Genomic DNA, 26547 nt, shown 5'->3' with positions numbered 1-26547 from the left:
GGTGGAGGATGCCTCCATGGCTCGGCAGCAGTGGCTCGATCTCCTCGCGGACCAGGCCGATGTGCCCGCGCTCGAGGCGCACCGCGTCGCCCTGCTGGCGGCCGGCGGCGAGGAGTCCGTCGTCGACGCCGAGGCGCGGGCGGCCGTCGAGATCGCCGTGCTGCTGCAGGAGCGGCGCCACCGGGCGGTCGAGCTGGCGGCGCTGAACGACATCGCCGGCCGGCTCGCCTCCGTCGTCGACCCCGGCGAGCTGCTGGTCGAGGTGGTGGACCAGGCCCGGCGGCTTCTGGGCGTCGATCTGACCTACGTCGTGCTGCTCGCGGAGGACGACCTCGAGATCCGGGTCGCCAGCGGGGACCGCTCCGCGCACCTCGTCGGCGTGCGCCTGCCGACCACGGCCGGGCTCGTGGGCGCGGTGCTCGAGGCCGGCGCGCCCAGGTGGACGCCGGACTACGCGGCGGACGCGACCCTCGTGCACGAGGCGCGCGCCGATCGCGCGGCCGCCGCGGAGTCGATCCGCGGTCTGCTCGGCGTGCCGCTGAGCGTGCGCGGTCAGGTCCTCGGCGTGCTGCTCGCGGCCAAGCGGGAGGAGCGGCGCTTCGGCCCGCACGAGATCAGCCTGCTGACGGCGCTCGCCGCGCACGCCGCGGTCGCACTCGACAACGCCGGCCGAGCGCAGGAGCTGCGCACCGCGCGCGACGGGCTCGCGGCGACGCTGCGCCTGGACGCCGAGCTCACCGCGGCGGTGCTCGCGGGCGGCGACCCGGACTCCCTCGTGGAGCGGGTGCGGGCGATGACCGCCGCGCCCGTGCGCTGGTTCGCGCACCCCGGTGACGGGTGGATCGGCGCGGCGCTCGCGCGGGCCGGTGAGTCGGGGGACTCCGGCCGGATCCGGGTGGGCGACGCGCTCGTGCAGCCGGTGCTGGCGGCCGGCACCCTCTTCGGCGCGCTGGTCGTCGACGACGCGGAGCCCGTCGACTCCGCTGCTCCCGCCGTCGATGCGGCGCTGCTCGTCGAGCGCGCGGCCCCGCTGATCGCGCTGACCCTCGCCGGCGCCCGGGCGACCGCCCGCGCGGTGCAGCTCGGCCGCGACATCGCCACCATCGACCTGCTCAGCCGGAGCGAGGAGGACCCGGCCGCCGAGAGCCGGCGCTGGTGGGGCGCGGGCCTCGACCCCCGCCGGCCGCACCTCGTCGTGGTCGCGGGCGGCGATCCCGCGCGGGCCCGGCGGTACGTGGAGGGGCTCCGTCTCGGCGAGCGGGTCGCCTCCGCGGTGCACCGCGGTCAGCTGGTGCTCGTCGTCCCGGCCGAGCTCGACCCCTCCTCGCGCTGGGGTGGCGCGGAGGCGCCGGCGGCGGGGCTGGCCGGGCCGGTGCTCGAGCCGGCGGGGCTGCGGGCGGCGCACGCGGAGGCCAGCAGGACCGCCCGGGTCATGACGACGCTCGGCCGCTCCGCCGTGCTGGCGCGGGCCGCCGACCTCGGCGTCTTCGCGGTCCTGCTCAGCCGGACGGGCCGCCAGGAGCTGCGCGACCAGACGGCGCGCGAGCTCGGTCCGGTGCTCGCCGAGGAGTCCGCGCGGGGCGTCCCCCTGCTCCGGACGCTCGAGGTCTTCCTCGACCAGGGGCGCCGGCCCACCGCCACAGCCTCGGTGCTGCGCGTGCACGTCAACACCGTCTATCAGCGGCTCGCGGCGCTCGACCGGCTGCTCGGCGGGGAGTGGCGGGAGAGGGCGCTGGAGCTCCAGGTGCTGCTGCGGCTGCGCCGTGCGGCGGAGGACCTCGACGACGCCTGACCCGGCGACGCGACCGGCGGCGGAACCGCCCGGTGCCGACAGCGGTGCGCTCTTCCGCGCCACCTGACGAGGGGCCGCAGGGGTCCGGCGCGCACGCCGGCGGGGCCCCGGCGGACGGGCGAGCCCGCAGGGTCGGGTGCGCCGATGCGCGGAACGACGCGGATCAGCCCGGTCGATCTCCCGACGGACATTCAGGCGACTCCCCGCCGACTCCCGATTCGAGCGATCCTCGTTCCCCGATGCGCGTGTAGTCCGCAGGAGGACATCTCCCTAGGTTTCCCTTGTCCGGACGTGGGGGGCTCCTCCGACGCACGGCTTCCGACCCCACTCTCCTCGAAAGGGAAACCGTGCCCGAGAACTCCCTCTCCCGCCGCACTCTCGCCAAGACCGCTGCGTGGAGCGTCCCGGTCGTCGCCGTGGCGATGGCCACGCCCGCCGCCGCCGCGTCGAACGCGACCGTCGACATCGTCGTCTCCAAGACCTGCCCCACCGTCGGCCTGCTCGGCACCTTCCCCGAGTTCACGATCAGCGCCGCCTCCGGGAACATCCCGGCGGGCACGACGTTCACGCTCTCCGGTCCGTCGCTCGCCGACGTCACCCTCACCTCGACCGCCGCGACCGTCGGCGTGCTCGTCGGGTCGAACCGCACGATCACCATCGGTGCCGCCACCCCCTCGGCGACCGTGAAGTTCACCGGCGCCCTCGGCGCCTTCGTCGCGACGAACTTCACCCTGTCGCTGGCCAGCCTCCCGGCCGGGTACACGGAGTCGAACGCCGGCAACAACTCCGCCACCGCGCGCCTCACCGGTCTCGGCAACCAGGCCCTCGGCTTCACCGGGGTCTGCAACCTGCTGCCTCTCTGACCCCACTGCCACAGAAGCGCCAGGACCGGTTCGGGGTCCTGGCGCTTCTGCGTTCCCGGGCGCGACCGTGCCGTCGCTCCCGTCCCCGGGGCTTCCCTCCGCCTCCCGCGCGGCCCTAGGCTCGCGCCACCCGGACCGAACCGATGGAGGCGCGATCATGACGGCGACCAGCGAGAAGACGGCACCTCCCGAGCTCAAGCGGGTCCTCGGCCCCAAGCTCCTCCTGCTCTTCGTCGTCGGGGACATCCTCGGCACCGGCATCTACGCCCTGACCGGGCAGGTCGCGTCGGAGGTGGGCGGCGCCGCCTGGCTGCCCTTCGTGATCGCCTTCGTCGTCGCGACGCTGACCGCCTGCTCCTACCTCGAGCTGGTGACCAAGTTCCCGCAGGCCGCCGGTGCCGCGCTCTACGCGCACAAGGCGTTCGGGATCCACTTCGTCACGTTCCTGGTCTGCTTCACCGTGATGGCGAGCGGCATCACCTCGGCTTCGGCCGCGTCCGGCGCGTTCGCGAGCAACTTCGCGATCGGCTTCGGCCTGGGCGACGGCGCGGGCACGCGGCTGAGCATCGCGCTGATCTTCATGGTCTGCATCGCGCTGGTGAATCTGCGCGGAGTCGCCGAGAGCGTCGGCCTGAACGTGGTGCTCACCCTGATCGAGCTGTCGGGCCTGCTGCTGGTGATCTTCGTCTGCTTCTTCGCGGTCTTCGGCGGCCAGGCCGACTTCTCCCGGGTCGTGGCCTTCGAGACGCCCGAGGACAAGTCGCTCCTGCTCGCGATCAGCACCGCGACCTCGCTGGCCTTCTTCGCGATGGTCGGCTTCGAGGACTCGGTGAACATGGCGGAGGAGACCAAGGAGCCGAGCCGCATCTTCCCGAAGGTGATGCTGACCGGGCTCGGCATCACCGCCGTCGTGTACGTGCTGGTCTCGACGCTCGCCGTCGCGATCGTGCCGATCGGCGAGCTGGCCGGCAACGACACCCCGCTCGTCACGGTCGTCGAGACGGCCGCGCCCGACTTCCCGATCTCGACGCTGCTGCCGTTCATCTCGCTCTTCGCGGTCGCCAACAGCGCGCTGATCAACATGATGATGGCCAGCCGCCTGCTCTACGGGATGAGCAAGCAGGGCGTGCTGCCGCCGTTCCTGAAGAACGTGCTGGCCGGCCGCCGGACCCCGTGGGCGGCGATCCTGTTCACCACGGTCATCGCGCTGCTGCTCACCGCGTACGTCTCGCGCGACCCCTCCGACCCGATCGCGGTCCTGCTCGGCGGCACCACGTCGCTGCTGCTGCTCGCGGTCTTCGCGGTGGTGAACGTCGCGGTGCTCGTGCTGCGGCGCCAGCCGGTGGAGCACAAGCACTTCAGGACGCCGACCGTGCTGCCGGTGCTCGGCGCGATCGCCTGCGTCTATCTGGTGCTGCCGATCACCTCCGGCCGCGACCTCGCGCAGTACGAGATCGCGGGCGTGCTGCTCGTGATCGGCGTGCTGCTCTGGTTCGCGACCTTCATCGACCGCCGCGTGCGCGGCTACGCCCGCTCGGCCGTCGTCGACCCGGAGGCGCTCGACGCCGACCCGGCCGACGAGCCGGCGCCGAAGCCGGAGCGCTAGGGCGGAAAGCCCCCGCTGATCGAGTAGCCCGCGCAGCGGGCGTATCGAGATCCCCCCCACGTCTGAAGGACGAGTCTGCAGACCTGACCTGCTGGGGCGGCGGGTCTCGATACGCCCCGGCGGGGCTACTCGACCAGCATGTCGGGGAGCCGCCCCATGCTGATCGAGTAGCCCGCGGAGCGGGCGTATCGAGATCCGCCCACCGTCTGAAGGACGAGTTTGCAGATCCGGTCTGTTGAGGACGGCGGGTCTCGATACGCCCCTGCGGGGCTACTCGACCAGCATGTGGGGGGAGCCGCCCCATGCTGATCGAGTAGCTCGCGGAGCGGGCGTATCGAGATCCGCCCACCGCCAGAAGGACGAGTCTGCAGACCCGCTCTGCTGAGGGCGGCGGGTCTCGAGAAGCTCCTGCGGGGCTACTCGACCAGCTCGACGTCCGCTCCGACGCCCGTCAGGAGGTCCCAGAACTCGGGGCAGGTCTTGTCGACGGAGCGCGGGTGGTCGAGGGAGGCGCCGGCGCCGCCGAGGGCGACGAGGGCCGTGGACATGGCGACGCGGTGGTCGTCGCGGGTGCCGATCGCGGCGAAGCGCGGGGTGCCGGGGTGGATCAGCCAGCCGTCCGGGCGCTCCTCGACCTCGATCCCGAAGGCGGTCAGCGCGGCGGTGAGGGCGTCGATCCGGTCGCACTCGTGCTGGCGGATGTGCTCCACTCCGACGATCTCGGTCGGGGCGTCGGCGAAGACCGCGAGCGCGGCGGTCGTCAGCGCGACGTCGGAGCAGTCGTTCAGATCGAGCCGCGCGCCACCGCGCAACCGGTCGAGATCGCCGGGCCGCGTGACGGTCGCGCCGCGACCGCCGTCCTCCCACACGGTCTCGCAGCCGAACCGCTCGAGGATCTCGAGGAAGCGCGTGTCCGGCTGCCGGCTCGCGCGCGACACGTTCGGCAGGCGGATCGACCCGCCGAGGATCGCGGGGAGCGCGGCGAAGTAGGAGGCGGTCGACGCGTCCGCCTCGATCTCGAGGTCGGTCGCCGCGGTGGGTCCCGCATGCACGGTGATCGCGCGGCGGTCGGCGCTCCGCTCGACGGTCGCGCCGAAGCGGCGGAGCGAGTCGACGGTCATGTCGACGTAGGCGCCCTGGACGACGGCGCCCCGCGCACGGACGGTGACGTCGCGGTCGAGCAGCGGCGCCGAGAGGAGGAGCCCGCTGAGGTACTGGCTGGAGACGCCGCCGTCGACCTCGATCGCCGCGGGCGCGCGGCCGCCGCCCCGGACGCGCAGCGGGTAGCGCTCGGGCGCGCCGAGGGCGGTGAGCGCGCCGGGGAACGACTCCAGCGCGGCGAACAGGCCGGCCATCGGGCGCCGCGTCATCTGCTCGCTCGCGGTCAGCGTCCATTCGCCCGGCCCGCCGAAGGCGAGGAAGCAGGGCAGGAAGCGGGCGATCGTGCCCGCCGAGCCGACGTGGAGCTCGGCTCGGTCGACGGGGCGGGACGCACCGAGCCCGGTGATCGAGATCGTGTCGTCCTCGTCGATGACCGTGGCGCCCAGGGCCCGCGCGACTGCCGCGCCGTGCCGGGTGTCGTCGCTGCGGAGGGGGCGCCGCAGCACTGACGTGCCCTGCGCGGCGAGGGCGAGGACGATCGCCCGGTTGGTCTGGCTCTTGCTCCCAGGAACCGTGACGGCGCCAGAGACGGCGGTGTCCAGCGGCCGCACGATCGCGCGCGAGGAGTCCTGCATCGTTCTGCTCCGTTCCTCCGGGCGCGGGAACCGAGCGCCCGCCGCAGAATAGCGACGGGCGATCGGGTGCCGGGCCGCGGTGTCGCGGCGTCGACGGTATCGAGGCCGTCCTCCGGCCGCCCACAGCCGGGCCATCGTCCGGGCATAGCGTGCTCATAGGAAACTCCTGATACTGGGGAGTCATGAGCACCCCGGCCCCCTCGAAGCACCTCGCCTCCGCGCAGCGCACCCGCCTCAAGCGAGCGGACGGCACGCCGATCCGCGTCCTCGTCGTCGACGACGAGAGCACCCTCACCGATCTGCTGCAGATGGCGCTGCGCTACGAGGGCTGGGAGGTGCGCACCGCCGCCGAGGGCCGCTCCGCGATCACGATCACCCGGGAGTTCCGGCCCGACGTCATCGTGCTCGACGTGATGCTGCCGGACATCGACGGGCTGCAGGTGCTCCAGCGGATCCGCGCCGACGGCAGCGAGACGCCGGTCCTCTTCCTCACCGCGAAGGACGCGCTCGACGACCGGATCGCCGGGCTCACCGCCGGCGGCGACGACTACGTCACCAAGCCGTTCTCGCTCGAGGAGCTCGTCGCCCGGATGCGCGGGCTGATCCGTCGCTCCACCCTGCTCGCCAACGACGTCGACGACCCCGAGGTCGTCGTGGGCGACCTCGTCCTGAACGAGGACAGCCACGAGGTGCGCCGGGCCGGCACCGACATCGAGCTGACCGCGACCGAGTTCGAGCTCCTGCGCTTCCTGATGCGCAACCCCCGCCGCGTGCTGAGCAAGGCGCAGATCCTCGACCGTGTCTGGTCGTACGACTTCGGCGGCAAGTCGAGCGTGGTCGAGATCTACATCTCCTACCTCCGCAAGAAGATCGACGCCGGGCGCTCCCCGATGATCCACACGGTCCGCGGCGCGGGCTACCTGCTGAAGCCCGCCGAGCAGTGACGACCGAGGGCGGGCGGCTGCGGCCCACACTCGGCGACTTCGCGACCCGGTCGGCGCTGCGGCGCACGAACACCGCCCGCCGCACGCCCTGGACGCTCCGGCGCCGGATGGTCGTCGCCGTCGTCGCGCTGGTCGCGGTGACCGCGGGGATCGTCGGCACGGTGAGCGTGCTGTCGCTGCGGGGGATCCTCTACGGCAACGCGGAGACGCAGCTCACCGAGTCGCTCGACCGCCTCGACGGCTTCGACGGCCCGACCCGGTTCGCCGGCTCCAGCGCGATCGAGCGGGCGACCACCTGCCCGAGCGGCGACTACGAGGGGCGGCCGAACCAGGACACCGAGACGATCACCGCGGTCCTCGGCGCCAGCGGTGCCTTCACCGGCGCCTACATCGACAGCTCCGGGGCCTGCCAGGAGTTCGCTGACCCGGCCGACTCCGTGCTGGCCGCCGCGGTCGCCGACGCCGGTGACGCGACCACCCTCGATCTCGGCGAAGCCCTCGGCCAGTACCGCGCCGAGGCGCGCGTGATCGACGGCTCGGTCGTCATCGTCGGAGTGCCCCTCGGCGAGGCCGAGGACACGCTCCGGACCCTGACCACCGTGGTCGTCGTCGTCGTCCTGCTCGCGATGCTGCTGGTCGCCCTGATCGCGACCGCGATCATCCGGGTGGCGCTGCGCCCTCTCGAGCGCGTGGAGGCGACCGCGACGCGTGTGGCCGAGCTGCCCCTCGAGCGCGGCGAGGTCGAGCTGATCGAGCGGGTCCCGGAAGAGGACGCCGACATCCGCACCGAGGTCGGCCGGGTGGGCGCCGCCTTCAACCGCATGCTCGACCACGTCGGCGGTGCGCTGGAGTCGCGCCAGGCCAGCGAGAACAAGGTCCGGCAGTTCGTCGCCGACGCCTCGCACGAGCTGCGCACGCCGCTCGCGGCGATCCGCGGCTATGCGGAGCTGCCCCGCCGCGGCGACGTCGAGCTCTCCGAGGCGGCGGAGTACTCGCTCGACCGGATCGAGTCGGCGGCGACCCGGATGACCTCGCTCGTCGAGGACCTCCTGCTGCTCGCCCGCCTCGACGAGGGCCGGGATCTGGAGAAGGAGCCGGTCGACCTGACGATGGTGCTGATCGAGGCCGTCTCGGACGCCCACGTCGCCGGCCCGGACCACGAGTGGGACCTCGACCTGCCCGAGGAGCCGATCGAGATCCGCGGCGACGGCTTCCGGCTGCACCAGGTGGTCGCGAACCTGCTGCGCAACGCCACGGTGCACACGCCGCCCGGCACGCGGGTCGTCGCGGCGCTCGCCGAGGACCGCGACGAGCGCGGCCGGCCGATCGCGGTGGTGACGGTCACCGACTCCGGTCCAGGGATCGACGAGGCGCTGGTGCCGGTGCTGTTCGAGCGCTTCGCCCGCGGCGACTCCTCGCGGGCGCGGACCACCGGATCGACCGGGCTGGGCCTGGCGATCGTGGCGGCCGTGGTCGACGCGCACGGCGGGCGCGTGCTGGTCGAGTCGGAGCCGGGGCGCACGAGCTTCCGGGTGGAGCTGCCCGCGGGCTGACGAACAGCCTGCTGATCGAGCAGCCCGGGGAGCGGGCGTATCGAGATCCACTTCCGCCGGACGTGCAGGTGACAGCGGGTCTCTTAGGAAAGATCACCTCATCCGTATGGGGAAAGTCATGCTGATCGAGTAGCCCGCGCAGCGGGCGTATCGAGATCCACCACCGTCAGAACGCTGAGTCTGCAGACCCGTCCTGCTGGTGACGGTGGGTCTCGATACGCCCCTGCGGGGCTACTCGACCAGCATGACGCGGCGCAGCCGGGTCCTTTCCCTCACCACCGAGACGCGAAGCGGCTTCGCCGCTCGATACGCCCCTGCGGGGCTACTCGACCAGCATGGAGAGGACTGCAACGCGGATGCGCGTCAGACCTCGACGCCCAGACGGCGGCGCGCCTCGTCGAGAGTGCGCACCACCTGCACCGTCTCGTCCAGCGGGTGCACCGGCGACTCGGTGCGCCCCTGGGCCACGTACTGCGCGAGGTGCACCGCCTCCCAGGCGAGGCCCTCGCCGCCCTGCAGCCCGGTCTCGTCGCACCACGAGGCGCTCTCGGAGCCGCGGGTCAGGGTGACGCCGCTCGGGGTCCAGAACGACGGGTGCACGTCGATCCGCCCCTCGCTGCCCGCGACGCTCGCGGCGTGCTGGGTGTCGGCGAGCACGGTCGACGTCGCGACCGACTGGATCCCGTGCGCGTGCCGCCCGACGATCGTCGCCATCGCGTCCACCCCGGTCGAGGTCAGGGCGCCGGCGACGACGGTGTTCTGCGGCGCACCGGCCACCATCGAGACGAAGGACGAGGCGTAGACGCCGACGTCGAGCAGCCCGCCGCCCGCGAGCGCCGGGTCGAAGATGCGGCTGGCCGGGTCGAACGCGAACGCCGCGCCGAAGTCCGCCGAGACCAACGCGGGAGCGCCGACCGCGCCGTCCGCGAGGAGCTGCCGCACCACGTCCATCTGCGGCAGGTAGCGCATCCACATCGCCTCCATCGCGAAGACGCCGGCGTCCCGGGCCGCGTGGACGATCATCTCGGCCTCGCCCGCGGTGGTGGCGAACGGCTTCTCGACGAGGACGTGCTTGCCCGCGGCGATCGCGCGCAGGGCCTGCCGCGCGTGCTCCGAGTTCGGCGACGCGATGTAGACGACGTCGACCTCCGGGTCGTTCACGACGGCCTCATAGCCGGCCGAGGCGCGATCGACGCCGAAGCGCCGGGCGAAGTCGTCGGCGCGCTCCTGCGAGCGCGAGCCGACCGCGACCACCCGCTGCCGGGTGTGCTTCTGCAGCGCGGCGACGAAGGTGCCGGCGATCGAGCCGGGGGCGAGGACTCCCCAGCGCAGCACCGGGGAGTCGAGGAGGGAGGGGAGCCGGGGCTCGGGGAGCGTCAGTGCCATCCCGCCACGCTATTCCTTCCTCCTGCACGACGCCGAGCCCCCGTCGCGCAGGCCCGGAGCTGCTGAGTCGCCCGAGAAGGCTCGTTCCCGGCGTGGAGAACGAGCCTTCCCGGGCGACTCAGCAGGCCTCAGGGGCGTGCAGCGGGCCTCAGTCGACCGCGGTCATCGCCGCTCCGAAGCCGCGCAGCCGCGCGACCGTCAGGGTGCCGATCGGCTGCGGGGCGCCCTCCGGTGAGAGGACGAACGCGTTCCGGGCGACGTAGAGAGCGCCGTCGCGCAGCTCGATCGCCGCGGGCGAGACGACCGCGAGTCCGGTGATCGGCGTCGAGGTGCGCGGCAGGATCAGCGCCACGCGTCCCGTGCCGTTCGGGCCGCCGAACAGCTCGGTCACCACGACGGTGCCGGTGACGCGATCGACCGCGAGCCCGGTCGCGCTCAGCAGGCCGGTGGCCACGGTGCGGATCTCCCCGGTCGCCGGGTTCACCCTGACGACGGAGCCGCGGGCGCCGAGGCTGGCGTCCTCCGGTCCGCCGGGCAGCGTCGACACGTAGAGCCAGCCGCCGGGGCCGACCTCGACGTCGGTCGGGACGGGCTCGAACGAGTAGCGGTAGCCGGCCGTGCAGGCCGGGAAGCCGAAGGCCGCCGCCTGCTCCGCCGTGATCGTGATCGGGGCCGTGGGCGGCAGCACCGCCACGGTCGAGACGACGCCGTTCGCGACCTTCAGGATCGCGTTGCCGGCCGCGTCGGCGACGTAGACACCGGCGCTGGTCGCGGCCGACGCGTAGGGGTGCACGTCGATCCGGCCGGTGTAGGAAGCGGGACCGGCGGTCTCCGGGTCCACCTGGGCGGCGCAGTCGGCGGGCAGGCCGAGGAAGCCGTAGCTGTTGCCCGCGTCGGGGTTCGCGCTCGCCTCGTACGCGCCGAGGTCGGCGAGGGTCGTCGGCACTCCGCCGCCGGCCGGCACGGAGCGCAGCAGCGCCTGGCCCTCCTCCTGGACGCCCTCGCTGTAGTAGACGGTGGAGCCGCGGACCGAGACGGCTCCGATCTCGGTTCCGGGCGCGCTGACCAGGGTCGAGGTGGCGCCGGAGGGAGCGACCTTGGTCAGCATTCCGGCGAAGTTCTGCGCGACGAAGGCGGTGCCGCCGGCGTCGACGGCGAAGCTGAGCGGCGAGACGAGTCCTGTCGCTCGATCGGTGACGGAGACGAAGGACAGCGGGGAGGGGGTGGCCTGGGCGACGGGGGCCGAGACGAGAGTCGTGACCGCGACGGCGGCGGCCGCGGTGAGGAGGAGGCGTTTGTTCACGAGGTGCTCCTTTGCACTCGGGGTGCGGGCAGAGCAGTGCTGCGGGTCGAACGATCCGCGGCTCCGACCGCGGCGACGGGAATCGCCGATGGGCACACCGTAGGACCGCGGTGGCCAGGAGTCCATGGGGCGGAGCCTGCGACGCGGCAGATGCGCGCGGCGGCGCGCGGTTCCCGCGTCGGATCCTCCGCGCCCCTAGGGTGTGAGAGCCCGCGCCGCCGCGGGCGGAGGAGGCGTCATGCCGGAGTGGTACACCCTCGGCGTCGTCGCCCTGGTCATCATCGTGGTCGTCGTCGCGATCGTCCGCTACCGCTTCAATCCGGTGCTCGCGCTCGCCGTGGGCGCCGCGGCCATCGGCCTGCTGACCGGACTCGGTCCCGTCGACACCGTCTCGACGATGACCCGCGGCTTCGGCGAGGTGATGATGGAGGCGGGCCTCCTGATCGGCTGGGGCGTGCTGATCGGCGCGATGCTCAACGAGATGGGCGCGGTCGTGCGCCTGGTCGAGGGGCTGCTGCGCGTCTTCGGCAAGCGCGGCATCCCGTATGCGCTGGGGCTGTCCTTCGCCACCTACCTGCAGACGATCTTCGTCGACGCCCTGATCGTCATCGCGGCGCCGCTCGCCCGGAGGATCGCGCCGCGGCTCGGCCGGAACGGCACCGGCATCATCGCGGTCACCTTCGCCGTCGGCCTCGAGATGGGCATCGTGATGATGGTGCCGGGCTTCGCGGCCGTGGCGCTCGCGGGGCTGCTCGGCGTGCCGCTCGGCGTGATGATGCTGGGCGGATTCGCCGTGGTCGCGCCGACCGTCGTCCTCACGATCCTGCTGATGTCGCTCGCCTTCCGGATGGGCTTCTGGGACCCGGCGCGCGACGAGCAGCTCGTCGTCCGCGACGAGACGGCCGGGCTCGCGACGGTGCCGGCGGGGGAGCGGGCGGAGGGCGAGGGGGCCGGCGGGTCGGGCGCGGCGGGGTCCGCGCGGTCCGCGGGAGGCTCGTCGGACGGCGGCGGGCGCGGGACGGACGGTGGACGCGACTCCGCCGGCGCGCTCACCGCCGACGCCCCGCGCGAGCGCCCGCTGCTCCTGCTGTTCGCCCCGATGCTCCTCGCCCTGCTGCTCATCGCCGCGCAGGCCGTGCTCTCGGTCGCGGGCGCGGAGGTGCCGGTGCTGCAGTTCCTGGGCAACCCGGTGATCGCGCTGCTGCTCGCCGTGATCGCCACCGGACTCGTCGGCCGCTCGGTCGCCGGCACGGCGCGGATGGAGAAGGCGGTCGCGAAGGGCTTCCAGGACGGCGGCCAGATCTTCCTGCTCACCGGCGTCGGCGGGGCGCTCGCCGCGGTCATCGCGGAGGGCGACCTCGGCGAGGTGCTCAAGGGCTACTTCTCGGCGAACGCCTCGGCGCCGCTGCTGCTGGTCTGGGTGATGGCGGCCGTGCTGCACATCGCCGTCGGCTCGGTGACCCTCTCGGCGATCACCGCGGCGGGCGTCGTGGCCCCCGTCGCCGCGACCCTCGGTCTCGACCCGCTGCTGATCGCGCTGGCCGCCGGCTCCGGCGCGCTGTTCTGCATCCACGTCACCTCGAACACCTTCTGGCTGCTGCAGAGCTTCCTCGGCCAGTCGGTCCGCGGCGCCCTCAAGTCGGTGACGGTCGGCGTCTCCCTCGCCTCCGTCCTCGCCCTCGGCATGGTCCTCCTCCTCTCCCTCTTCCTCGGCTGACCCCCGCTGCTCCCCGCCGCGAGATGCCACTTGTGCACGCGACACGCCGTGAAAAGCGTGCACAAGTGGCATCTCGTGGAGGGGGCCGGGCGTGACACGTGCCGGAAACACGGGTGGCCTAGGTTCCTGAGAGGGTTCACACGTTGCTCCGAGGTCGATGACGCAGGAGCGAGCGCGGAGCCTCGTCCGCGCCGACCTCCGACACGAAAGATCTCCGATTGAGAACACGCACCGCCCTGACCTCCGGCTGCGCAGCCCTCGCGCTCGCCGCCGGCGGTCTGCTGATCGCGCCCGCCGCGACAGCGACCACCGCGACTCCGACCGCGACCTCCGCCTTCGAGCGGGTGGACCTCGTCCGCCCCGCCTCGGCGCCGATCACCGAGCCCGCGAGCTACCCCTACCGGGAAGCCCTCACCGAGGTCGCGGTCGACCCGACCGACGCCTCGCTGACCCGCGGCGTCACGCCGTACGACCGGATCGCCCCGGCGCTGAACGACCTCGCCGCCCGCTCCGACCGCGTCTCGACCCAGGTGGTCGGGAAGTCCGGCCTCGGCCGCGACATCTACCTGGTCACCGTCACCGCTCCCGAGTCCGCCGCCGAGACCGCGCAGCAGGCCGAGTGGCGCGACCGCCTGAAGAACGAGCCGGAGGCGGCCGCCGCCGACGCCGAGCTGATGGCCGAGTACAAGGTGCCGACCTGGTTCAACGGCAACATCCACGGCAACGAGTGGGAGGGATCCGACGCGATCCTGAACTACATCGAGAAGGTCGCCACCGCCGAGGACGCCGAGACCGAGGCGCTCCTGGAGGGCAACCGCCTCTACTTCACGGTCACCAACAACCCCGACGGCCGGGCCCTCGGCCAGCGCGCCGTCGCGGCCGGCTACGACCCCAACCGCGACATGATCACGGGCGCGACCAACGAGGCGGCCGTCATCCGCGACCTCTCCAGCGTCCTGCAGCCGACCTACTTCATCGACATCCACGGCTACACCGGCATCCTCCAGGTCGAGCCCTGCGGCCCGCCGCACGGCGAGAACTACGAGTACGACCTGTTCCTGCCGCACGCCTACGCGACCGCGCTCGAGATCGAGCGCCGCGTCGTCGAGGCGGACGTGCCCGGCAACACCTACAAGGCGGCCGACGGCAGCGTCACGACCGAGAACACCGGCCAGATCCTGATCCCCTACCGCGACATCCGTGCGGGCTGGGACGACTGGCCTCCGATCTTCGCGCCGCAGTACGTCGCCTTCCAGGGCGCGATCACCAACACGGTCGAGCTGCCGCTGGGCCGCACGGCGAACGAGACGCCCGAGGAGATCGCCGAGGGCCAGGCCAACGCCGACATCGACATCGAGGTCGCCGGGATCGTCATGGACGCCTCGGTCGACTACATCGAGGCCAACCGCGACGCCCTGCTGAGCAACCAGGTGCAGATCTTCGAGCGCGGCGTCACCGGCGCCCCGGCCGTCGAGATCCCCGCCGACGTCGCCGCGTCCGACCTGCCGGCCGGCACGCCGACCGAGTGGACCGAGATCTGGGACGAGACCGACGTCTACACGACCGAGTACCCCCGCGCCTACGTCATCCCCGCCGGTGACGCGCAGCGCTCCTCCTCCGACGCCGAGACCCTCGTCGCGCAGCTGCTCGCGCACGGCGTCGAGGTCGACCGCACCACCACGGCGATGACCGCGGGCGGAACGACCTACGCCGCGGGCTCCTACGTCGTCGACATGCACCAGCCCGTCCGCGGCCTCGCGAACGTGCTGCTCGCCGACGGAACCGACATCTCCGACCGCGTGCCCGAGATGTACGACGTCTCGGCCTGGAGCCTCTCGCTGCTCTGGGGCGCCGACGTGGTCCCGGTCGGATCGACGCTCGACCCGATGCCCGCCGTCGAGCTCGAGCCCGTCACCGCCGTCGCCCCGAGCGGCAGCGTCCCCGCCGACGCCGACTACGTCGCCTTCGAGCCGCGCGGCGTGCTCGAGTACCAGGCGGTGAACGCGCTCCTGGGCGCCGGCATCGCGCTCGAGCAGTTCGCCGACGGCACGATCGCCCTCCGCGCCGACGCCGACGGCCTCGCCGCCGCGAAGGCCGCCGCCGCCGAGTTCGGCGTCGACTTCACGGCCACCACGGCCGAGCGGATCGAGGACGAGGACGGCACCGCGCTCTCCGCCGTCCGCGTCGCCTACTCCGGCTCGCACGAGGACCGCGACGCGCTGGCCAAGCTCGGCTTCGCCGACGCGGTCGCCGTCACCGCGGACACGCTCGCCTCGGGCGAGACCGTCCTGACCGACGCCGACGTGCTGCTCCTCGGCCGCGCGCTGTCCTTCACCCCGGAGCAGGCCGCGGGCCGCACCGCCGTCGAGGAGTTCCTCGCGGCGGGCGGCGACGTGGTCGGCCGCGGCGGAGCGGGAGCGGCCTTCGCGACCGACTTCGGCCTCGCGACGCTGACCGCTCAGACCGGCACCAGTGGCTCCAACGGCATCGTCTCGGTCGAGACACCGGCCGACGGGATCCTGGGCGACTACCCGCAGGACACCGCCTTCGTCTCGCCCGCGCTGTGGTTCGAGGGCTTCGACGAGTCCGTGACGGTGGAGCAGAGCTATGCCGCCGAGGACACCTTCGTCGCCGGGCACTGGGTCGCTGCCGAGGGGCAGTCCCGGAGCGACGCGGCCGGGCAGGCCTCGGCCGTCTCGTTCGCGACGGAGTCGGGCACCGAGGGCTTCCTCTTCGGCACCTCGCCGGTCTTCCGCAACCACCCGGTCGGCGCGTTCAGCGACGTCGCCCGGGCACTGCTCGCCGTGGCGCCCGAGGGCGCGGCCGTCGAGCTGCCGGGGACGCCGGAGCCGACGGCGACGCCGACCGCGACTCCTGAGCCGACTGCGACTCCCGAGCCCACGGCCACGCCTGAGCCGACGGCGACGCCGGAGCCGACCGCGACTCCTGAGCCGACGGTGACCCCGGAGCCGACCGCGACTCCGGAGCCCTCCGCGACGCCGGAGCCGACCGCGACCGCCACGCCGACGGCCGCGCCCACCTCGGCTCCGGAGCCCACCGCCACGGCGACCGCGGCTCCCGTCGCGACGCCCGGCACCGGCGGCCTCGCGTCGACCGGCGTCGAGACCGGCCCCTGGCTGCTGCTCTCGGGAGGTGCTGTCGTGCTCGGTCTCGGCGCCCTGCTGATCGCCCGCAGCCGCCGCGAGGTCGAGGAGGCGTAGCCTCCGCCGCGGGAGGGCCGGCGAGCACGATCCGCCGGCCCTCCCGCCCTGCTCTCCCCGCACGACCCCAACGCCGCACGACCGCAACGCCGCACGACCGCACCTCCGCAACGCCGCACTTCCGCACCGCCGCACCACCGCACCCGCACCATCGAGGAGTCCCGATGCCGCCCCGTACCGCCCGCACCCTCGGGATCGTCCTGGCCGTCCTCGGCCTCGTCGCCGTGATCGTCGCGATCGTCCTCCTCGTCCGCCCCGCCGACGGCGCCGGAGCCCCGACCTCCACCCCGGTCGCCCCCTCCGCCTCGGCCGCCGCCGCCCCGTCGACCGCGCCCACCGAGGCCGAGTCCACGGAGACCGCGACGGAACCGACGGCCACCGATGCCCCCGCGGAGACCTCCCCGACCGAGGGCGTCGTCGTCACCGCCGCTCCCGGCACCGCCGCCGCGCCCGCCGTCGTCTCCTTCACCGCCTCGCCCGCGACGATCGACTGCGCCGGCGACCGCACCGCCTCCGTCCCCGTCGCGCTCTCCTGGCAGACCGAGGGCGGCGTCACCGCCCGCCTCGCCGTCGGCACGACCGACGCCCGGGCCGGCGACCCCGTCGACCTCTCCGCGACCGGCTACACCGCCCTCTCCGTCCCCTGCCGCGACGCCGAGACCCTGATCACCCTCGCCGTCGAGTCCCCCGACGGCACCCTCACGCAACGCACCCTCGTCCTCCCCACGGACTGACCTCCTCCCCTCCGCGAGATGCCACTTGTGCACGCGACACGCCGTGAAAGGCGTGCACAAGTGGCATCTCGCGGGGACGGCCGGACGCGCGCGCACGGCAGAATGGACCCGATGACCTCCACACCTCCGCTCGGCCTGCTCCTCGACGTCGACGGGCCGATCGCCAGCCCGATCAGCCGCACGATCGCCATTGACTCGATCGCCGACGACCTCGTCACCCTCGCGAACGCGGGCATCCCGCTCGTCTTCAACACCGGCCGCTCCGACGCGTTCCTGCGTGAGCGCGTGCTGCCGGCGCTGCTCGAGCGCGGCGTCTCGGCCGATGCGCGCATCGTCTGCGTCTGCGAGAAGGGCGCCGTCTGGTTCACCGTCGACTACCGCGGCACCTCCGAGCCGATCGTCGACGAGTCGCTCGCGATCCCGGAGGCGGTCGCCCGCGACCTCGAGCGGATGATCCGCGAGGACTACGACGACCTGGTCTTCTTCGACGAGACCAAGCGCGCGATGGTCTCGGCGGAGCAGCTCGTCGACCTCTCGAGTGAGGACTACCTCGAGCGCCAGCTCGTCTTCGACGCCGACGCCCTGCAGATCATGACCGCGGCCGGCCTCGGTGTCGAGCGCCGCGGCATCCGCTACCCGAACGACACCGGCGCCGTCGAGTACCGCATCGACCCGACCGTGATCTCCACCGACATCGAGTCGAACCGCCTCGGCAAGGACCTCGGCGCCCAGCGCGCCGTCGAGCTGCTCGGCGCCACCGGCCCGATCCCGCAGCGCTGGCGCACGGTCGGCGACTCCCGCAGCGACTACGCGATGGCCGACTGGCTCTCCGAGCACGCCTACGACGTCGCCCACGTGGACGTCCGCCCCGCGGAGGGCGTTCCGGACAAGCCGTACCCGATCCTGGTGGTCGACGGCGCGATCAACGACGAGGCCGGCGCCGCCGTGCTGCGCCGCTGGACCGAGCTCGTCGCCGACGAGACCACGCCCGAGGTCGGCGGCGGCATCTCCCTCCACGTCGCGGGCTGATCCGCCAGCCCCTCGTCCGCAGGCCTCGGGCCCGTTAGCGTTCGAGGCATGAGAATCGCAGTCACCGGTGGATCCGGGAAACTCGGCCGCAGCGTCGTCACCCGCCTCCGCGAGTCCGGCCACGACGTCTTCGTCCTCGACCGCGCGGGAACCCGCGGCGAGGGCGTCATCAGCATCGACATCACCGACTACGGGCAGGTCGTCGACGCCCTGCAGGCCGTGGGCGACCGCTACGAGGGGATCGACGCGGTCGTGCACCTCGCGGCCGTCCCGGCGCCGGGCATCGTCCCGGACATCGCGACCTTCCAGAACAACATGTCGTCGACCTTCAACGTCTTCCACGCGGCGATCCGTGCGGGCATCCGCAGCATCGTCTACGCGTCCAGCGAGACCGTGCTCGGCCTGCCGTTCGACGTGCCGCCGCCCTACATCCCGGTCGACGAGAAGTACCCGGCCCGCCCGGAGTCGGTCTACTCGCTCACCAAGCACCTCGAGGAGCAGCTGGCGATCGAGCTCTGCCGCTGGCACGAGGACCTCACGATCATCGGCCTGCGCTTCTCCAACGTGATGAACGAGGAGGACTACGCCGAGTTCCCGTCCTTCGACGCGGACGCGACGCTGCGCAAGTGGAACCTCTGGGGCTACATCGACGGCCGCGACGGCGCCCAGGCGGTCGAGAAGGCCCTCGCGCACCGCGAGCCCGGCTTCGACCGCTTCATCATCGCGGCGGCCGACACCGTGATGACCCGCCCGAACGACGAGCTGGTCGCCGAGGTCTTCCCCGGCGTCGAGCTGCGCGGCGAGCTCGGCGTGAACGACACGCTGCTCTCGATCGACCACGCCCGCGAGGTCCTCGGCTACGCCCCCGAGCACTCCTGGCGCGACTCGCAGTAGCCACCAACGCCCGGCACGCAGAAACGCCTCCGGCTCGCGGGGATCCGAGGATCCCGCGAGCCGGAGGCGTGAGGGCGAGCCGGAGGTACCGGCTCAGGCGCCGAGGGTCAGCTCGGGATGTAGTTGAACTCGTCCGGGTTCGGGCCGGTGCGCTCGTCGCGGTTGAGCGCGGAGATCGCGGTCATCGACTCGTCGTCCAGCTCGAAGTCGAAGAGGGCGAAGTTCTCCTCCACGCGCTTGCGGGTGACCGACTTCGGGAAGACGATGTCGCCGCGCTGGATGTGCCAGCGCAGGACGACCTGCGCGGGGGAGCGGTCGACGCTGCTCGCGATGCGGACGATCGCCTCGTCGTCCAGGACCTTGCCCTGCGCGATCGGCGACCAGGCCTCGGTCGCGATGCCGTGCTCGACGCCGTAGGCGCGGAGCTCGTCCTGGGTGAGGAAGGGGTGCACCTCGATCTGGTTCACGGCCGGGACGATCGTCGCCTCGGCGCGGAGCCGGTTGAGGTGGTTGGTCTGGAAGTTGGAGACGCCGATCGCCTTCGCCTTGCCGCTGCGGTAGATCTCCTCCATCGCCTTCCAGGTCTCCAGGTAGTCGCCGACCTTCGGCAGCGGCCAGTGGATGAGGAAGAGGTCGACGTAGTCGAACTTCAGCTCGGCGAGGGTGTCGTCGATCGCCTGTAGCGCGTCCTCGCGGGCGTGGAAGCCGTTGTTCAGCTTCGAGGTGACGAACACCTCGGAGCGGTCGAGGCCGGAGGCGCGCACGGCCTCGCCGACGCCGGCCTCGTTGCCGTACATCTCGGCGGTGTCGATGTGGCGGTAGCCGACCTCGAGGGCGGCGAGCGTCGCGTCCTTGGTCTCGGCGGGGTCGATCTGGAAGACACCGAAGCCCAGCTGCGGGATCTCGACTCCGTTGTTGAGGGTGATCGTGGGGACCGTGTTCGCGTCCGTGCTCATACTCGAGCGTCCTTTCGTCCGGGGATCGACCGCATCGGAGAGCATGCGGCCGAAGTACAGTCCACGCCCCGGGGCCTCCCAGGTGCAAGGCCTTGCGCGGCCCGCGAACATCGGCGGTCGTCCCGCGCCGTCACGCCCGCAGGGAACGACGAAGGCCCCCGGCACGGATGCCGGGGGCCTTCGAGGGTCGCGTGACTACGCGCGGGACTTGCGGCCGGTGATCGCGCCGTAGATCAGCAGCACGATGATCGCGCCGACGACGGCGAGGATGATGCTGACGAGGTTGAAGCCCATCGGGTCGTCGCGCCCGAAGAGCGCGCCGCCGATGAATCCTCCGAGGAGGGCTCCGACGATGCCGAGGATGATAGTGATGATCCATCCGCCGCCCTGCTTGCCGGGGAGGATGAGCTTTGCGAGTGCGCCGGCGATGAGGCCGAGAACGATCCAACCGATGATGCCCATGATGTGTCTCCTTCGTAGAGTGCTCGACCGGCCGTTCCGATGCGAGCGTCAACGCCTGTCGTGAAGGCGTCCTTGCAGTTGTTGCCGATCAGCGGAGTGAGCGCTGCACCTTCGCGCGGGCCTTGTCGGCGACCGCGGAGAAGTGCTTCGCCTCGCGCTTCGAGGTCTTCTTGAGCTTCTTGCGCGTCTTCTTCGTGGCGGGGTCGTTCCACACACCGAGTGCGAGATGGCGGAGCTCTTCGTAGCGTCCGCGACCGGCGCGGGCGCCGAAGACGTACGCGGCGAGGGCGACGAGCGCCAGCAGGACGAGGCGGGGATTCATGCGGTGACCCTTCCATCGGAGAGAGCACAGGGTCGTGCTCGGCCCCCATTCCACTCTCCTGCGGATGCCGTGACAATTCAGGGCCGGACCGTTGACAACCGCCTCGCAGATCTGCTTGCGCCCGCGCGTTGTAGCAGAGGTCGGCGCGCTCGGAGGAGCGTCAGTGCACCGGAGCGGCCGCGAACCGGTCGTGCAGATACGGTCCGTAGCCGCCGTCCACGCGGTTGCGGCGGCGACCGGAGGTGGTCACCTCGCCGCGGTCGGTCGCTCCGACCCGGGCGCCCGCGGCGTGCAGGCGCTCCACCAGCAGGACGTCCTCGTGCAGCGGCTCGCCGCCGAAGCCGCCGGCAGCCAGGTAGGCGCTCGCGCGCACGCCGAGGTTCGCGCCGTGGATGCTGCCGATCGACTCCTCGCGCTCGCGGGTGCGGCGCCAGCGCCGGTACATCTCGGGGGAGAGGTCCGCGGGGTCCGGCCGCACCGTGCCGACCAGTGCGTCGTGCAGCCGGGCGTGCTCGACGTGCTCGAGCAGCCAGTCCTGCGGCACGACGGTGTCGGCGTCGGTGTTGGCGACCCAGACCAGGTCGTCCGGAGCCGAGACGGTGCCGAGGGCGTAGGCGATCCCGGCGGCCCGCGCCGCGCCGACCCCGCAGCGCGCCAGCTCGAGCACCTCGGCGCCCGCTGCGCGGGCGCGCTCGACGGTCGCGTCCGTGCAGCCGTCGGCCACGACGATCAGCCGGACCACGACCGACGGGTGCGCCAGCGCGAGCTGCTCGGCGCTGCGCAGCACCGACGCGACGGCGTCGCCGATCCGCTCCTCCTCGTCGTGCGCCGGCACGACCGCGAGCACGTGCTCGATCCGGGTCACAGCAGCCCCGTCCGCCGGGCGACCGAGCGGCCGTCGCGCGAGTGCACCTCGAGGAGCAGATCCTCCTCCTCGTGCCGGGCGATCCGCCGCAGCCCGAGGCCGGCGACGGCGCTCTGCACCGCGTCGCCGTCGAGCTCGAGTCCGTCGATGGGGTGCCGCCAGTGCACGGTGACCAGCTCGCCCGCCGCGGTCAGCCGGTCGCGCACGCCGCGGAGCGTGCGCTCGAGCGTCTCGCGGCCGAGGTAGTAGCCGACCTCCGAGAGCACGATCAGGTCGAACGGACCCTCCGGGACCCCGCGCGTGATGTCGTGGTGCTCGACCCGCACGTGCGGGAGCGGCGTCAGCCGCCGGGCGGCCCGCTCCACCGCGGCCGCGGAGACGTCGATCGCCAGCAGGCGCTCGGCCCGGGCGGCGAGGGCCTCGGCCAGCACGCCGATCGACGAGCCGATCTCGAGCACGGAGCCGTAGCGCCGCTCGGGCAGGCTGGCGAGCGTGAGGGCGCGCTTGCGCTCCTCGTACCAGCGGCTGGTGTACCCCCAGGGGTCCTCGTGCCGCTCGTACAGCTCGTCGAAGTAGCTCATCCCCGTGTCCTCGTCGCCGGGGCCGCGCCCGCTCGTCTCCCCGACTCTAGGCAGGATCGCGGCTCCTCTCCGCCACTTGTCGGTCGGATCGCCGTGCGCTAGCTCCCCGCGCAGCATCAGCGGACCCGGATCAGGCGGTCGTCGCCGGCGAAGGCCCGGACGAAGCGCGGATGGAGCACCGCGGCCGTCCCGTCGGGTCCTGGCGCGGTCTGGCTCGGGTAGCGCTCGCGGGCGAGCGCCTTCCGCTCCCGCAGGTCGTCGTCGGCCTCGACGCGCACGAGCGCCGGCCACGGCACCTCGGCGTCGTCGGGCTCGGACCAGTGCCAGAGCCAGATCGGCGCGGCGAGCAGCGGGTGGCCCAGGGCGTCGGCCGCCTCGGTGCAGACCTCGCCGACGACGCGGTGGTCGCGGTGGCCGTCGCCGGTCCAGGTGGAGAGGAGGAGGACCCGGCCGGGGTCGGCGGCGGCGCGGGCGAGCACCTCGGCGAGGATCCGGTCGCGGTGCTCGGGGGTGCCGGAGTCGGGCACGTCGAGGAAGGCGAGGCCGATCCCCGCGCCGAGCTCGTCGAGCGCCGTCCGCGCCTCCGCGCGGCGCTCGGCGACCAGGGCGGACGCGGCGCCGGGGGAGGAGGCGCCGTGGGCCGCGCCGCCGTCGGTCACGATCACGACGTCGACGGGGACGCCGAGGCGTCGCGCCAGCGCGATCGTGCCGCCGCAGCCGAGCGTCTCGTCGTCGGCGTGCGCGACGACGACGAGCACGCGGTCGACGGCGAGGAGCGCGTCCTCCGGCAGGACCGGCAGCCGGTCGAGCCGGCCGTCCTCCCGCCAGCGCTCCACGGGCGTGCCCTCGAGGTGTCCGTCGAACGCGATGACGCGGCTCACCACTCCTCCGTCTCGCCGCTGGCGAGGACCGCGCGCCCGAGCGCCGCGTCGTCGCGCTCGGCGTGGTGCTGGCGGACGTAGAGGGCGAGATCGGCGACCCGCTTGGCGTGCTCGGCGTCGAGGGCGAGCGGTGCCGGCCCGAGGGCGCGACCGGCGCGCAGCAGGATCTCCTCCACGGCGCTCGCGACCGTGCCGCGGACCCGCTCGGCCAGCAGCGCGCCGCGAGCGCCCTCAGCCTCGCCCGCGTCGATCAGCGCCGACGCCTCGTCGAGCGCGCGCCGCCCGGCCGACAGTGCCGTGTCCACCGCGCCGAGGTGCGCGAGCAGATGCGGATCCTCGCGGCGGGCGGCCGCGCGAGCCAGCGTCGCGGCGACCCCCCGGGCCCCGCCGAGCCAGCAGGCGGCCACGCCGATCCCGCCCCAGGCGAAGCCCGGACGCGAGAGGTACCAGCCGGGAGCGCCGACCTCCTGAGCCCGGGTGCCGGAGAATCGCACCGGTCCGCTGGGGATCTCGGTCAGCCCGCGGGCGTGCCAGGCGTTCTGCTCCGGCGTCGCGGTGCCGTCGCCGAGGCGCACCGCGAAGAGGCGGCGCTCGCCGGAGCCGTCGCCGACGTGCGCCGTGATCAGTGCGGCGTCGAGGCGGCCGGCCAGCGAGCACCAGGGCTTCACGCCGTTCAGGCGCCAGGCGTCGCCGTCGGGAGTCGCGACCAGCGGCTCGTCGCCGCCCTCCGCTGCGAAGACGCCCCAGACCGCGTCGGCGTCGACTCCGACGTCCCGGGCGCTCAGCCCCGCCTCGCCCAAGATCGCGAGCGCGTCGAGGTGCGGCTCGATCGTGCGGGCGACGCCGAGGTCGTGCCGGGCGAGGCGCTCGAGCAGGTCGTGCAGCTCGGCGGTGCGGCCGGTGCCGGGTCGCGGCGGGTCGGCGGAGAGGGTGCGGGCGAGGGCCAGGGCGCCGTCGACGTCGTCCGGGAGGGAGGGAGGGGCGAGCGATTCCATCCCGCTGGACGCTACGCGGTCGGCGTGGGGCCCGCGCCCGATTGTCCGTCGGCGGGCTCGGTGGTAGCGGCGCGCATGTCGAGGGCCGTGATGCGTCGGAGCAGGACGGCGAAGAGCTCGACGTCGCCCGCCTCCCAGCGGCGCAGCTCCTCGTGCATCAGCGCCTGGCGGGAGCTGCGGATCGCCCGCATCCGCTCGGCCGTCTCCGGCGGCACCGAGAGGATCGTCGCGCGCCCGTCGTCGGGGTCGGGGGAGCGCTGCAGCAGACCGAGACGGTCCAGCGCCGAGATCTGCCGGCTGATCGACGACTTGTCCGTCTCGAGCAGCTCGGCCAGGGCGCCGGCGTGCATCGGCCCGCGCCGCTCGAGGGCGGCGAGCGTCCGGTAACCCGCGGTGCCGAGGTCGGGATGCAGGCGCTCGGCCGCGGAGCGCAGCGCGTCGCGCACCCGGTTGAAGAGGGTGCTCAGCTCGCCCTCGACGGCGGCGATCGCGGCATCGGCGGCGCTGTCGGCGTCGTGGTGCAGGCCGGGCTCGGGGTCGGGAGGGGATGACGGACCGGTCATCCCTCCAGCATCGCGTGTGCGGCGGACTTGCGCACGGGCCCGTTCACGTCGTACGCTTCCCGAAGCCAAAGACCGCCGGTTTCCGGTGTGCGCACGAGCAGGGCCCAGGCCCCGCGGATCGCCACCGGACGAAGGATTCGCGAAGCGAATGGCCCGCGCAGGTGTGCAAGAGACTAGTTCCGCGTTCATCGCGATCCCCAGGCTCCCGCGCTCCTGCGCCGGAGCCTTTTTCTTTGCGTGCCTTCGGGCTACCGGCACGAGAATTCACAGGAGTAGCCATGGCGAACAAGGAAGCCTCGGTCGCCGAACTCACGGAGAAGTTCCAGAGTTCGACCGCCGTTCTGCTGACCGAGTACCGCGGTCTCACTGTTGCTCAGCTCAAGACGCTGCGCAAGGACATCAGTGAGCACGCGACCTACGCCGTGGTGAAGAACACGCTGACCAAGATCGCGGCGAACAACGCCGGTATCTCGTCCTTCGACGCCGAGCTCGCTGGCCCTTCGGCCATCGCGTTCGTGCACGGCGACCCCGTCGCCGTCGCGAAGTCGCTGCGTGCCTTCGCCAAGGCAAACCCTCTCCTCGTGGTCAAGGGCGGTTACTTCGACGGTAACCCGCTGACCGCGGAAGAGGTGGGAAAGCTCGCCGACCTCGAGTCCCGTGAAGTGCTGCTCGGCAAGCTCGCCGGCGCCTTCAAGGCCTCGCTCTTCGGTGCCGCTTACCTGTTCCAGGCGCCGCTGTCCAAGGCCGTTCGCACGGTCGAGGCACTGCGCGAGAAGCAGGAGTCCGCGAGCTGACGCTTCCCTCCGGGAGGCAGTGCGCACGCGGTTCGTAGACAAGAAACAACAAGGAGAAAAATCATGGCAAAGCTCACGCAGGACGAGCTCATCGAGGCCTTCAAGGAGCTCACGCTCATCGAGCTCTCTGAGTTCGTGAAGAAGTTCGAAGAGGTCTTCGAGGTCACCGCCGCCGCGCCCGTCGCCGCTGCTGGTGTCGCCGGCCCGGCCGCCCCGGCCGAAGAGGTCGAGGAGCAGACCGAGTTCGACGTCGTGCTCGAGGCCGCCGGCGAGAAGAAGATCCAGGTCATCAAGGAGGTCCGCGCGCTCACGAGCCTCGGCCTCGGCGAGGCGAAGGCTGTCGTCGACGGCGCCCCCAAGGCTGTCCTCGAGGCCGTCAACAAGGAGACCGCCGAGAAGGCCAAGGCCCAGCTCGAGGCCGCCGGCGCGACCGTCACCGTCAAGTAATCCCCTCGCACCCGCTTCGGGTGCACGGATCCGCCTCCGGCGGGTCCACCGGCGCAGGGCGTCGTCTCCTCGGAGGCGGCGCCCTTCGTCGTTCCCGGCGCAGTGTCGTTCCCGGCGCCGTGCGGGACCCGGCGCAGTGCCGGACCCGGTCTCGTGCGACGCAGCCTCTAGAATCGGCGGGTGACTGCAATCGACCCGCTCGCAGGCCTTCCGGCGCGCGACGTGCCGCCCAGCGAGGTCTCGCTGAGCGAGCTGCTGAGCGACTTCGTCTCGGTGACGCACCGGATCACCCGCCTCGCCGCGCAGGCCACCGACAACCAGGAGTCGCAGGCGGTCTGGCGCACCCTCTCGGTGCTGCTGTCGATGGGGCCGATGCGCCTGGGCGAGCTGGCGACGCAGAGCCGCGTCTCGCAGCCCACGATGACCAAGATCGTGAAGAACCTCGTCGAGGCCGGCTGGCTCGACCGCATCGCCGATCCGGTTGACGCCCGGGCCTGGCAGATCCGCCTCGCCCCCGACGGCGCCGCCGCGCTCAGTGCGTGGCGCACCCAGCTGGGCGACGCCCTCACGCCGATCTTCGCCGACCTCCGCCCCGAGGACCGCCGCGTCCTCGAGCGCGCCGTCGAGATCATGCACGAGCGCCTCGTCGTCGCCCCCCGCGACTGACCCCGCCCCCGTCTGCGGATCTCGAGCAGGCCGCCCCGCGTGCTCGTCCATGCTGGTCGAGTAGCCCCGGAGGGGCGCACCGAGACCCGCGGTCGTCAGCCGTGACCGCCGACGGTGGTGGATCTACTTGGAAGAGACGCCCGCAGCATGCTGGTCGAGTAGCCCCGAAGGGGCGTATCGAGACCCACCACCGCATGAACGTCGGTCTCTTCCCCGCCCTGCGCTGGCGCCGAAGGC

The 26547-nt window shown here is 72.9% G+C and carries 24 protein-coding genes; 13 read left to right on the top strand and 11 right to left on the bottom strand.

What is annotated here, in order from left to right:
* Positions 1–16: 16 nt before the first annotated feature.
* From HQQ86_RS10000 to HQQ86_RS09990, 3 genes are all read left to right on the top strand, one after another.
* Positions 17–1792 (top strand): GAF domain-containing protein, encoded by a 1776-nt coding sequence (locus HQQ86_RS10000; RefSeq protein ID WP_173287955.1) that lies wholly within the window; start codon positions 17–19, stop codon positions 1790–1792.
* Between the two features lie 347 nt (positions 1793–2139).
* Complete coding sequence (locus HQQ86_RS09995; protein ID WP_173287954.1) at positions 2140–2655, top strand: hypothetical protein; 516 nt, start codon at positions 2140–2142, stop codon at positions 2653–2655.
* A gap of 157 nt (positions 2656–2812) precedes the next feature.
* Positions 2813–4261: an APC family permease gene (locus HQQ86_RS09990; protein WP_173287953.1), complete on the top strand. Its 1449-nt coding sequence runs from the start codon at positions 2813–2815 to the stop codon at positions 4259–4261.
* 416 nt (positions 4262–4677) lie between these two features.
* Here HQQ86_RS09990 and aroA read toward each other — a convergent pair whose 3' ends face one another.
* Positions 4678–5997, bottom strand: coding sequence for a 3-phosphoshikimate 1-carboxyvinyltransferase (gene aroA / locus HQQ86_RS09985; RefSeq protein ID WP_173287952.1), 1320 nt, complete (start codon positions 5995–5997; stop codon positions 4678–4680).
* Between the two features lie 182 nt (positions 5998–6179).
* Between aroA and HQQ86_RS09980 the strand changes: the two genes are divergently transcribed.
* Both HQQ86_RS09980 and HQQ86_RS09975 read left to right on the top strand, forming a co-directional pair.
* Complete coding sequence (locus HQQ86_RS09980) at positions 6180–6941, top strand: response regulator transcription factor (RefSeq protein WP_159984019.1); 762 nt, start codon at positions 6180–6182, stop codon at positions 6939–6941.
* Complete coding sequence (locus HQQ86_RS09975; protein ID WP_367948611.1) at positions 6938–8494, top strand: sensor histidine kinase; 1557 nt, start codon at positions 6938–6940, stop codon at positions 8492–8494. The genes HQQ86_RS09980 and HQQ86_RS09975 overlap by 4 nt, the downstream gene beginning before the upstream one ends.
* Positions 8495–8857: 363 nt before the next feature.
* Here the strand turns inward: HQQ86_RS09975 and HQQ86_RS09970 are convergent, their stop codons facing one another.
* Positions 8858–9880, bottom strand: a complete 1023-nt coding sequence (locus HQQ86_RS09970) for a Gfo/Idh/MocA family protein (RefSeq protein ID WP_173287951.1) — start codon at positions 9878–9880, stop codon at positions 8858–8860.
* A 148-nt stretch (positions 9881–10028) separates the two neighbouring features.
* Positions 10029–11183, bottom strand: coding sequence for a ScyD/ScyE family protein (locus tag HQQ86_RS09965; protein WP_173287950.1), 1155 nt, complete (start codon positions 11181–11183; stop codon positions 10029–10031).
* 238 nt (positions 11184–11421) lie between these two features.
* Here HQQ86_RS09965 and HQQ86_RS09960 point away from each other — a divergent pair, with 238 nt between their 5' ends.
* The 5 genes from HQQ86_RS09960 (at position 11422) to HQQ86_RS09935 (ending at position 18778) form a co-directional block, all read left to right on the top strand.
* On the top strand, positions 11422–12900 hold the full coding sequence (locus tag HQQ86_RS09960; protein WP_173287949.1) for a GntP family permease: 1479 nt from the start codon (positions 11422–11424) through the stop codon (positions 12898–12900).
* Between the two features lie 218 nt (positions 12901–13118).
* Positions 13119–16121, top strand: a complete 3003-nt coding sequence (locus tag HQQ86_RS20920) for a M14 family zinc carboxypeptidase (protein WP_216845296.1) — start codon at positions 13119–13121, stop codon at positions 16119–16121.
* 164 nt (positions 16122–16285) lie between these two features.
* Positions 16286–16855 carry a hypothetical protein gene (locus tag HQQ86_RS09945; RefSeq protein ID WP_173287948.1) on the top strand — a complete coding sequence of 190 codons (570 nt, stop codon included), beginning with the start codon at positions 16286–16288 and terminating at the stop codon, positions 16853–16855.
* Positions 16856–16966: 111 nt separating this feature from the next.
* Entirely contained in the window at positions 16967–17884 is a 918-nt protein-coding gene (locus HQQ86_RS09940) for a hypothetical protein (protein WP_173287947.1), read from the top strand.
* A 48-nt stretch (positions 17885–17932) separates the two neighbouring features.
* On the top strand, positions 17933–18778 hold the full coding sequence (locus HQQ86_RS09935; RefSeq protein ID WP_123447800.1) for an NAD(P)-dependent oxidoreductase: 846 nt from the start codon (positions 17933–17935) through the stop codon (positions 18776–18778).
* A 107-nt stretch (positions 18779–18885) separates the two neighbouring features.
* On the opposite strand, the gene HQQ86_RS09930 is transcribed toward HQQ86_RS09935, so the two are convergent.
* The 8 genes from HQQ86_RS09930 to HQQ86_RS09895 all read right to left on the bottom strand — a co-directional run bounded on the left by HQQ86_RS09930 (position 18886) and on the right by HQQ86_RS09895 (position 24403).
* Complete coding sequence (locus tag HQQ86_RS09930) at positions 18886–19734, bottom strand: aldo/keto reductase (protein WP_173251600.1); 849 nt, start codon at positions 19732–19734, stop codon at positions 18886–18888.
* Between the two features lie 195 nt (positions 19735–19929).
* Positions 19930–20196 carry a GlsB/YeaQ/YmgE family stress response membrane protein gene (locus HQQ86_RS09925; protein ID WP_056041656.1) on the bottom strand — a complete coding sequence of 89 codons (267 nt, stop codon included), beginning with the start codon at positions 20194–20196 and terminating at the stop codon, positions 19930–19932.
* 88 nt (positions 20197–20284) lie between these two features.
* On the bottom strand, positions 20285–20518 hold the full coding sequence (locus HQQ86_RS09920; protein ID WP_159984028.1) for a hypothetical protein: 234 nt from the start codon (positions 20516–20518) through the stop codon (positions 20285–20287).
* A 160-nt stretch (positions 20519–20678) separates the two neighbouring features.
* Positions 20679–21383, bottom strand: a complete 705-nt coding sequence (locus HQQ86_RS09915; protein ID WP_173287946.1) for a glycosyltransferase family 2 protein — start codon at positions 21381–21383, stop codon at positions 20679–20681.
* A complete protein-coding gene (locus tag HQQ86_RS09910; protein WP_173287945.1) occupies positions 21380–21964 on the bottom strand; it encodes an SAM-dependent methyltransferase in 585 nt (194 codons plus the stop codon). Before HQQ86_RS09910 ends, HQQ86_RS09915 begins: the two co-directional genes overlap by 4 nt.
* Before the next feature lie 116 nt (positions 21965–22080).
* Complete coding sequence (locus HQQ86_RS09905) at positions 22081–22845, bottom strand: PIG-L deacetylase family protein (protein WP_173287944.1); 765 nt, start codon at positions 22843–22845, stop codon at positions 22081–22083.
* On the bottom strand, positions 22842–23840 hold the full coding sequence (locus tag HQQ86_RS09900) for an acyl-CoA dehydrogenase family protein (protein ID WP_173287943.1): 999 nt from the start codon (positions 23838–23840) through the stop codon (positions 22842–22844). Before HQQ86_RS09900 ends, HQQ86_RS09905 begins: the two co-directional genes overlap by 4 nt.
* Positions 23841–23851: 11 nt before the next feature.
* Complete coding sequence (locus HQQ86_RS09895) at positions 23852–24403, bottom strand: MarR family winged helix-turn-helix transcriptional regulator (protein ID WP_173287942.1); 552 nt, start codon at positions 24401–24403, stop codon at positions 23852–23854.
* 278 nt (positions 24404–24681) lie between these two features.
* On the opposite strand from HQQ86_RS09895, the gene rplJ reads away from it, so the two are divergent.
* The 3 genes from rplJ to HQQ86_RS09880 all read left to right on the top strand — a co-directional run bounded on the left by rplJ (position 24682) and on the right by HQQ86_RS09880 (position 26310).
* The gene (gene rplJ, locus HQQ86_RS09890; RefSeq protein WP_123447792.1) at positions 24682–25197 is read left to right on the top strand and encodes a 50S ribosomal protein L10; all 516 of its coding nucleotides are present in this window, start codon (positions 24682–24684) and stop codon (positions 25195–25197) included.
* A 63-nt stretch (positions 25198–25260) separates the two neighbouring features.
* The gene (gene rplL, locus HQQ86_RS09885; protein WP_055791021.1) at positions 25261–25644 is read left to right on the top strand and encodes a 50S ribosomal protein L7/L12; all 384 of its coding nucleotides are present in this window, start codon (positions 25261–25263) and stop codon (positions 25642–25644) included.
* Positions 25645–25824: 180 nt separating this feature from the next.
* Positions 25825–26310: a MarR family winged helix-turn-helix transcriptional regulator gene (locus HQQ86_RS09880; RefSeq protein WP_367948610.1), complete on the top strand. Its 486-nt coding sequence runs from the start codon at positions 25825–25827 to the stop codon at positions 26308–26310.
* Positions 26311–26547: the final 237 nt, after the last annotated feature.

This window comes from Rathayibacter sp. VKM Ac-2857 (assembly GCF_013205025.1).
Taxonomy (GTDB): Bacteria; Actinomycetota; Actinomycetes; order Actinomycetales; family Microbacteriaceae; genus Rathayibacter.
Note: the sequence above shows the minus strand (reverse complement) of the source record. Positions and strands in the feature narration are given on the sequence as shown.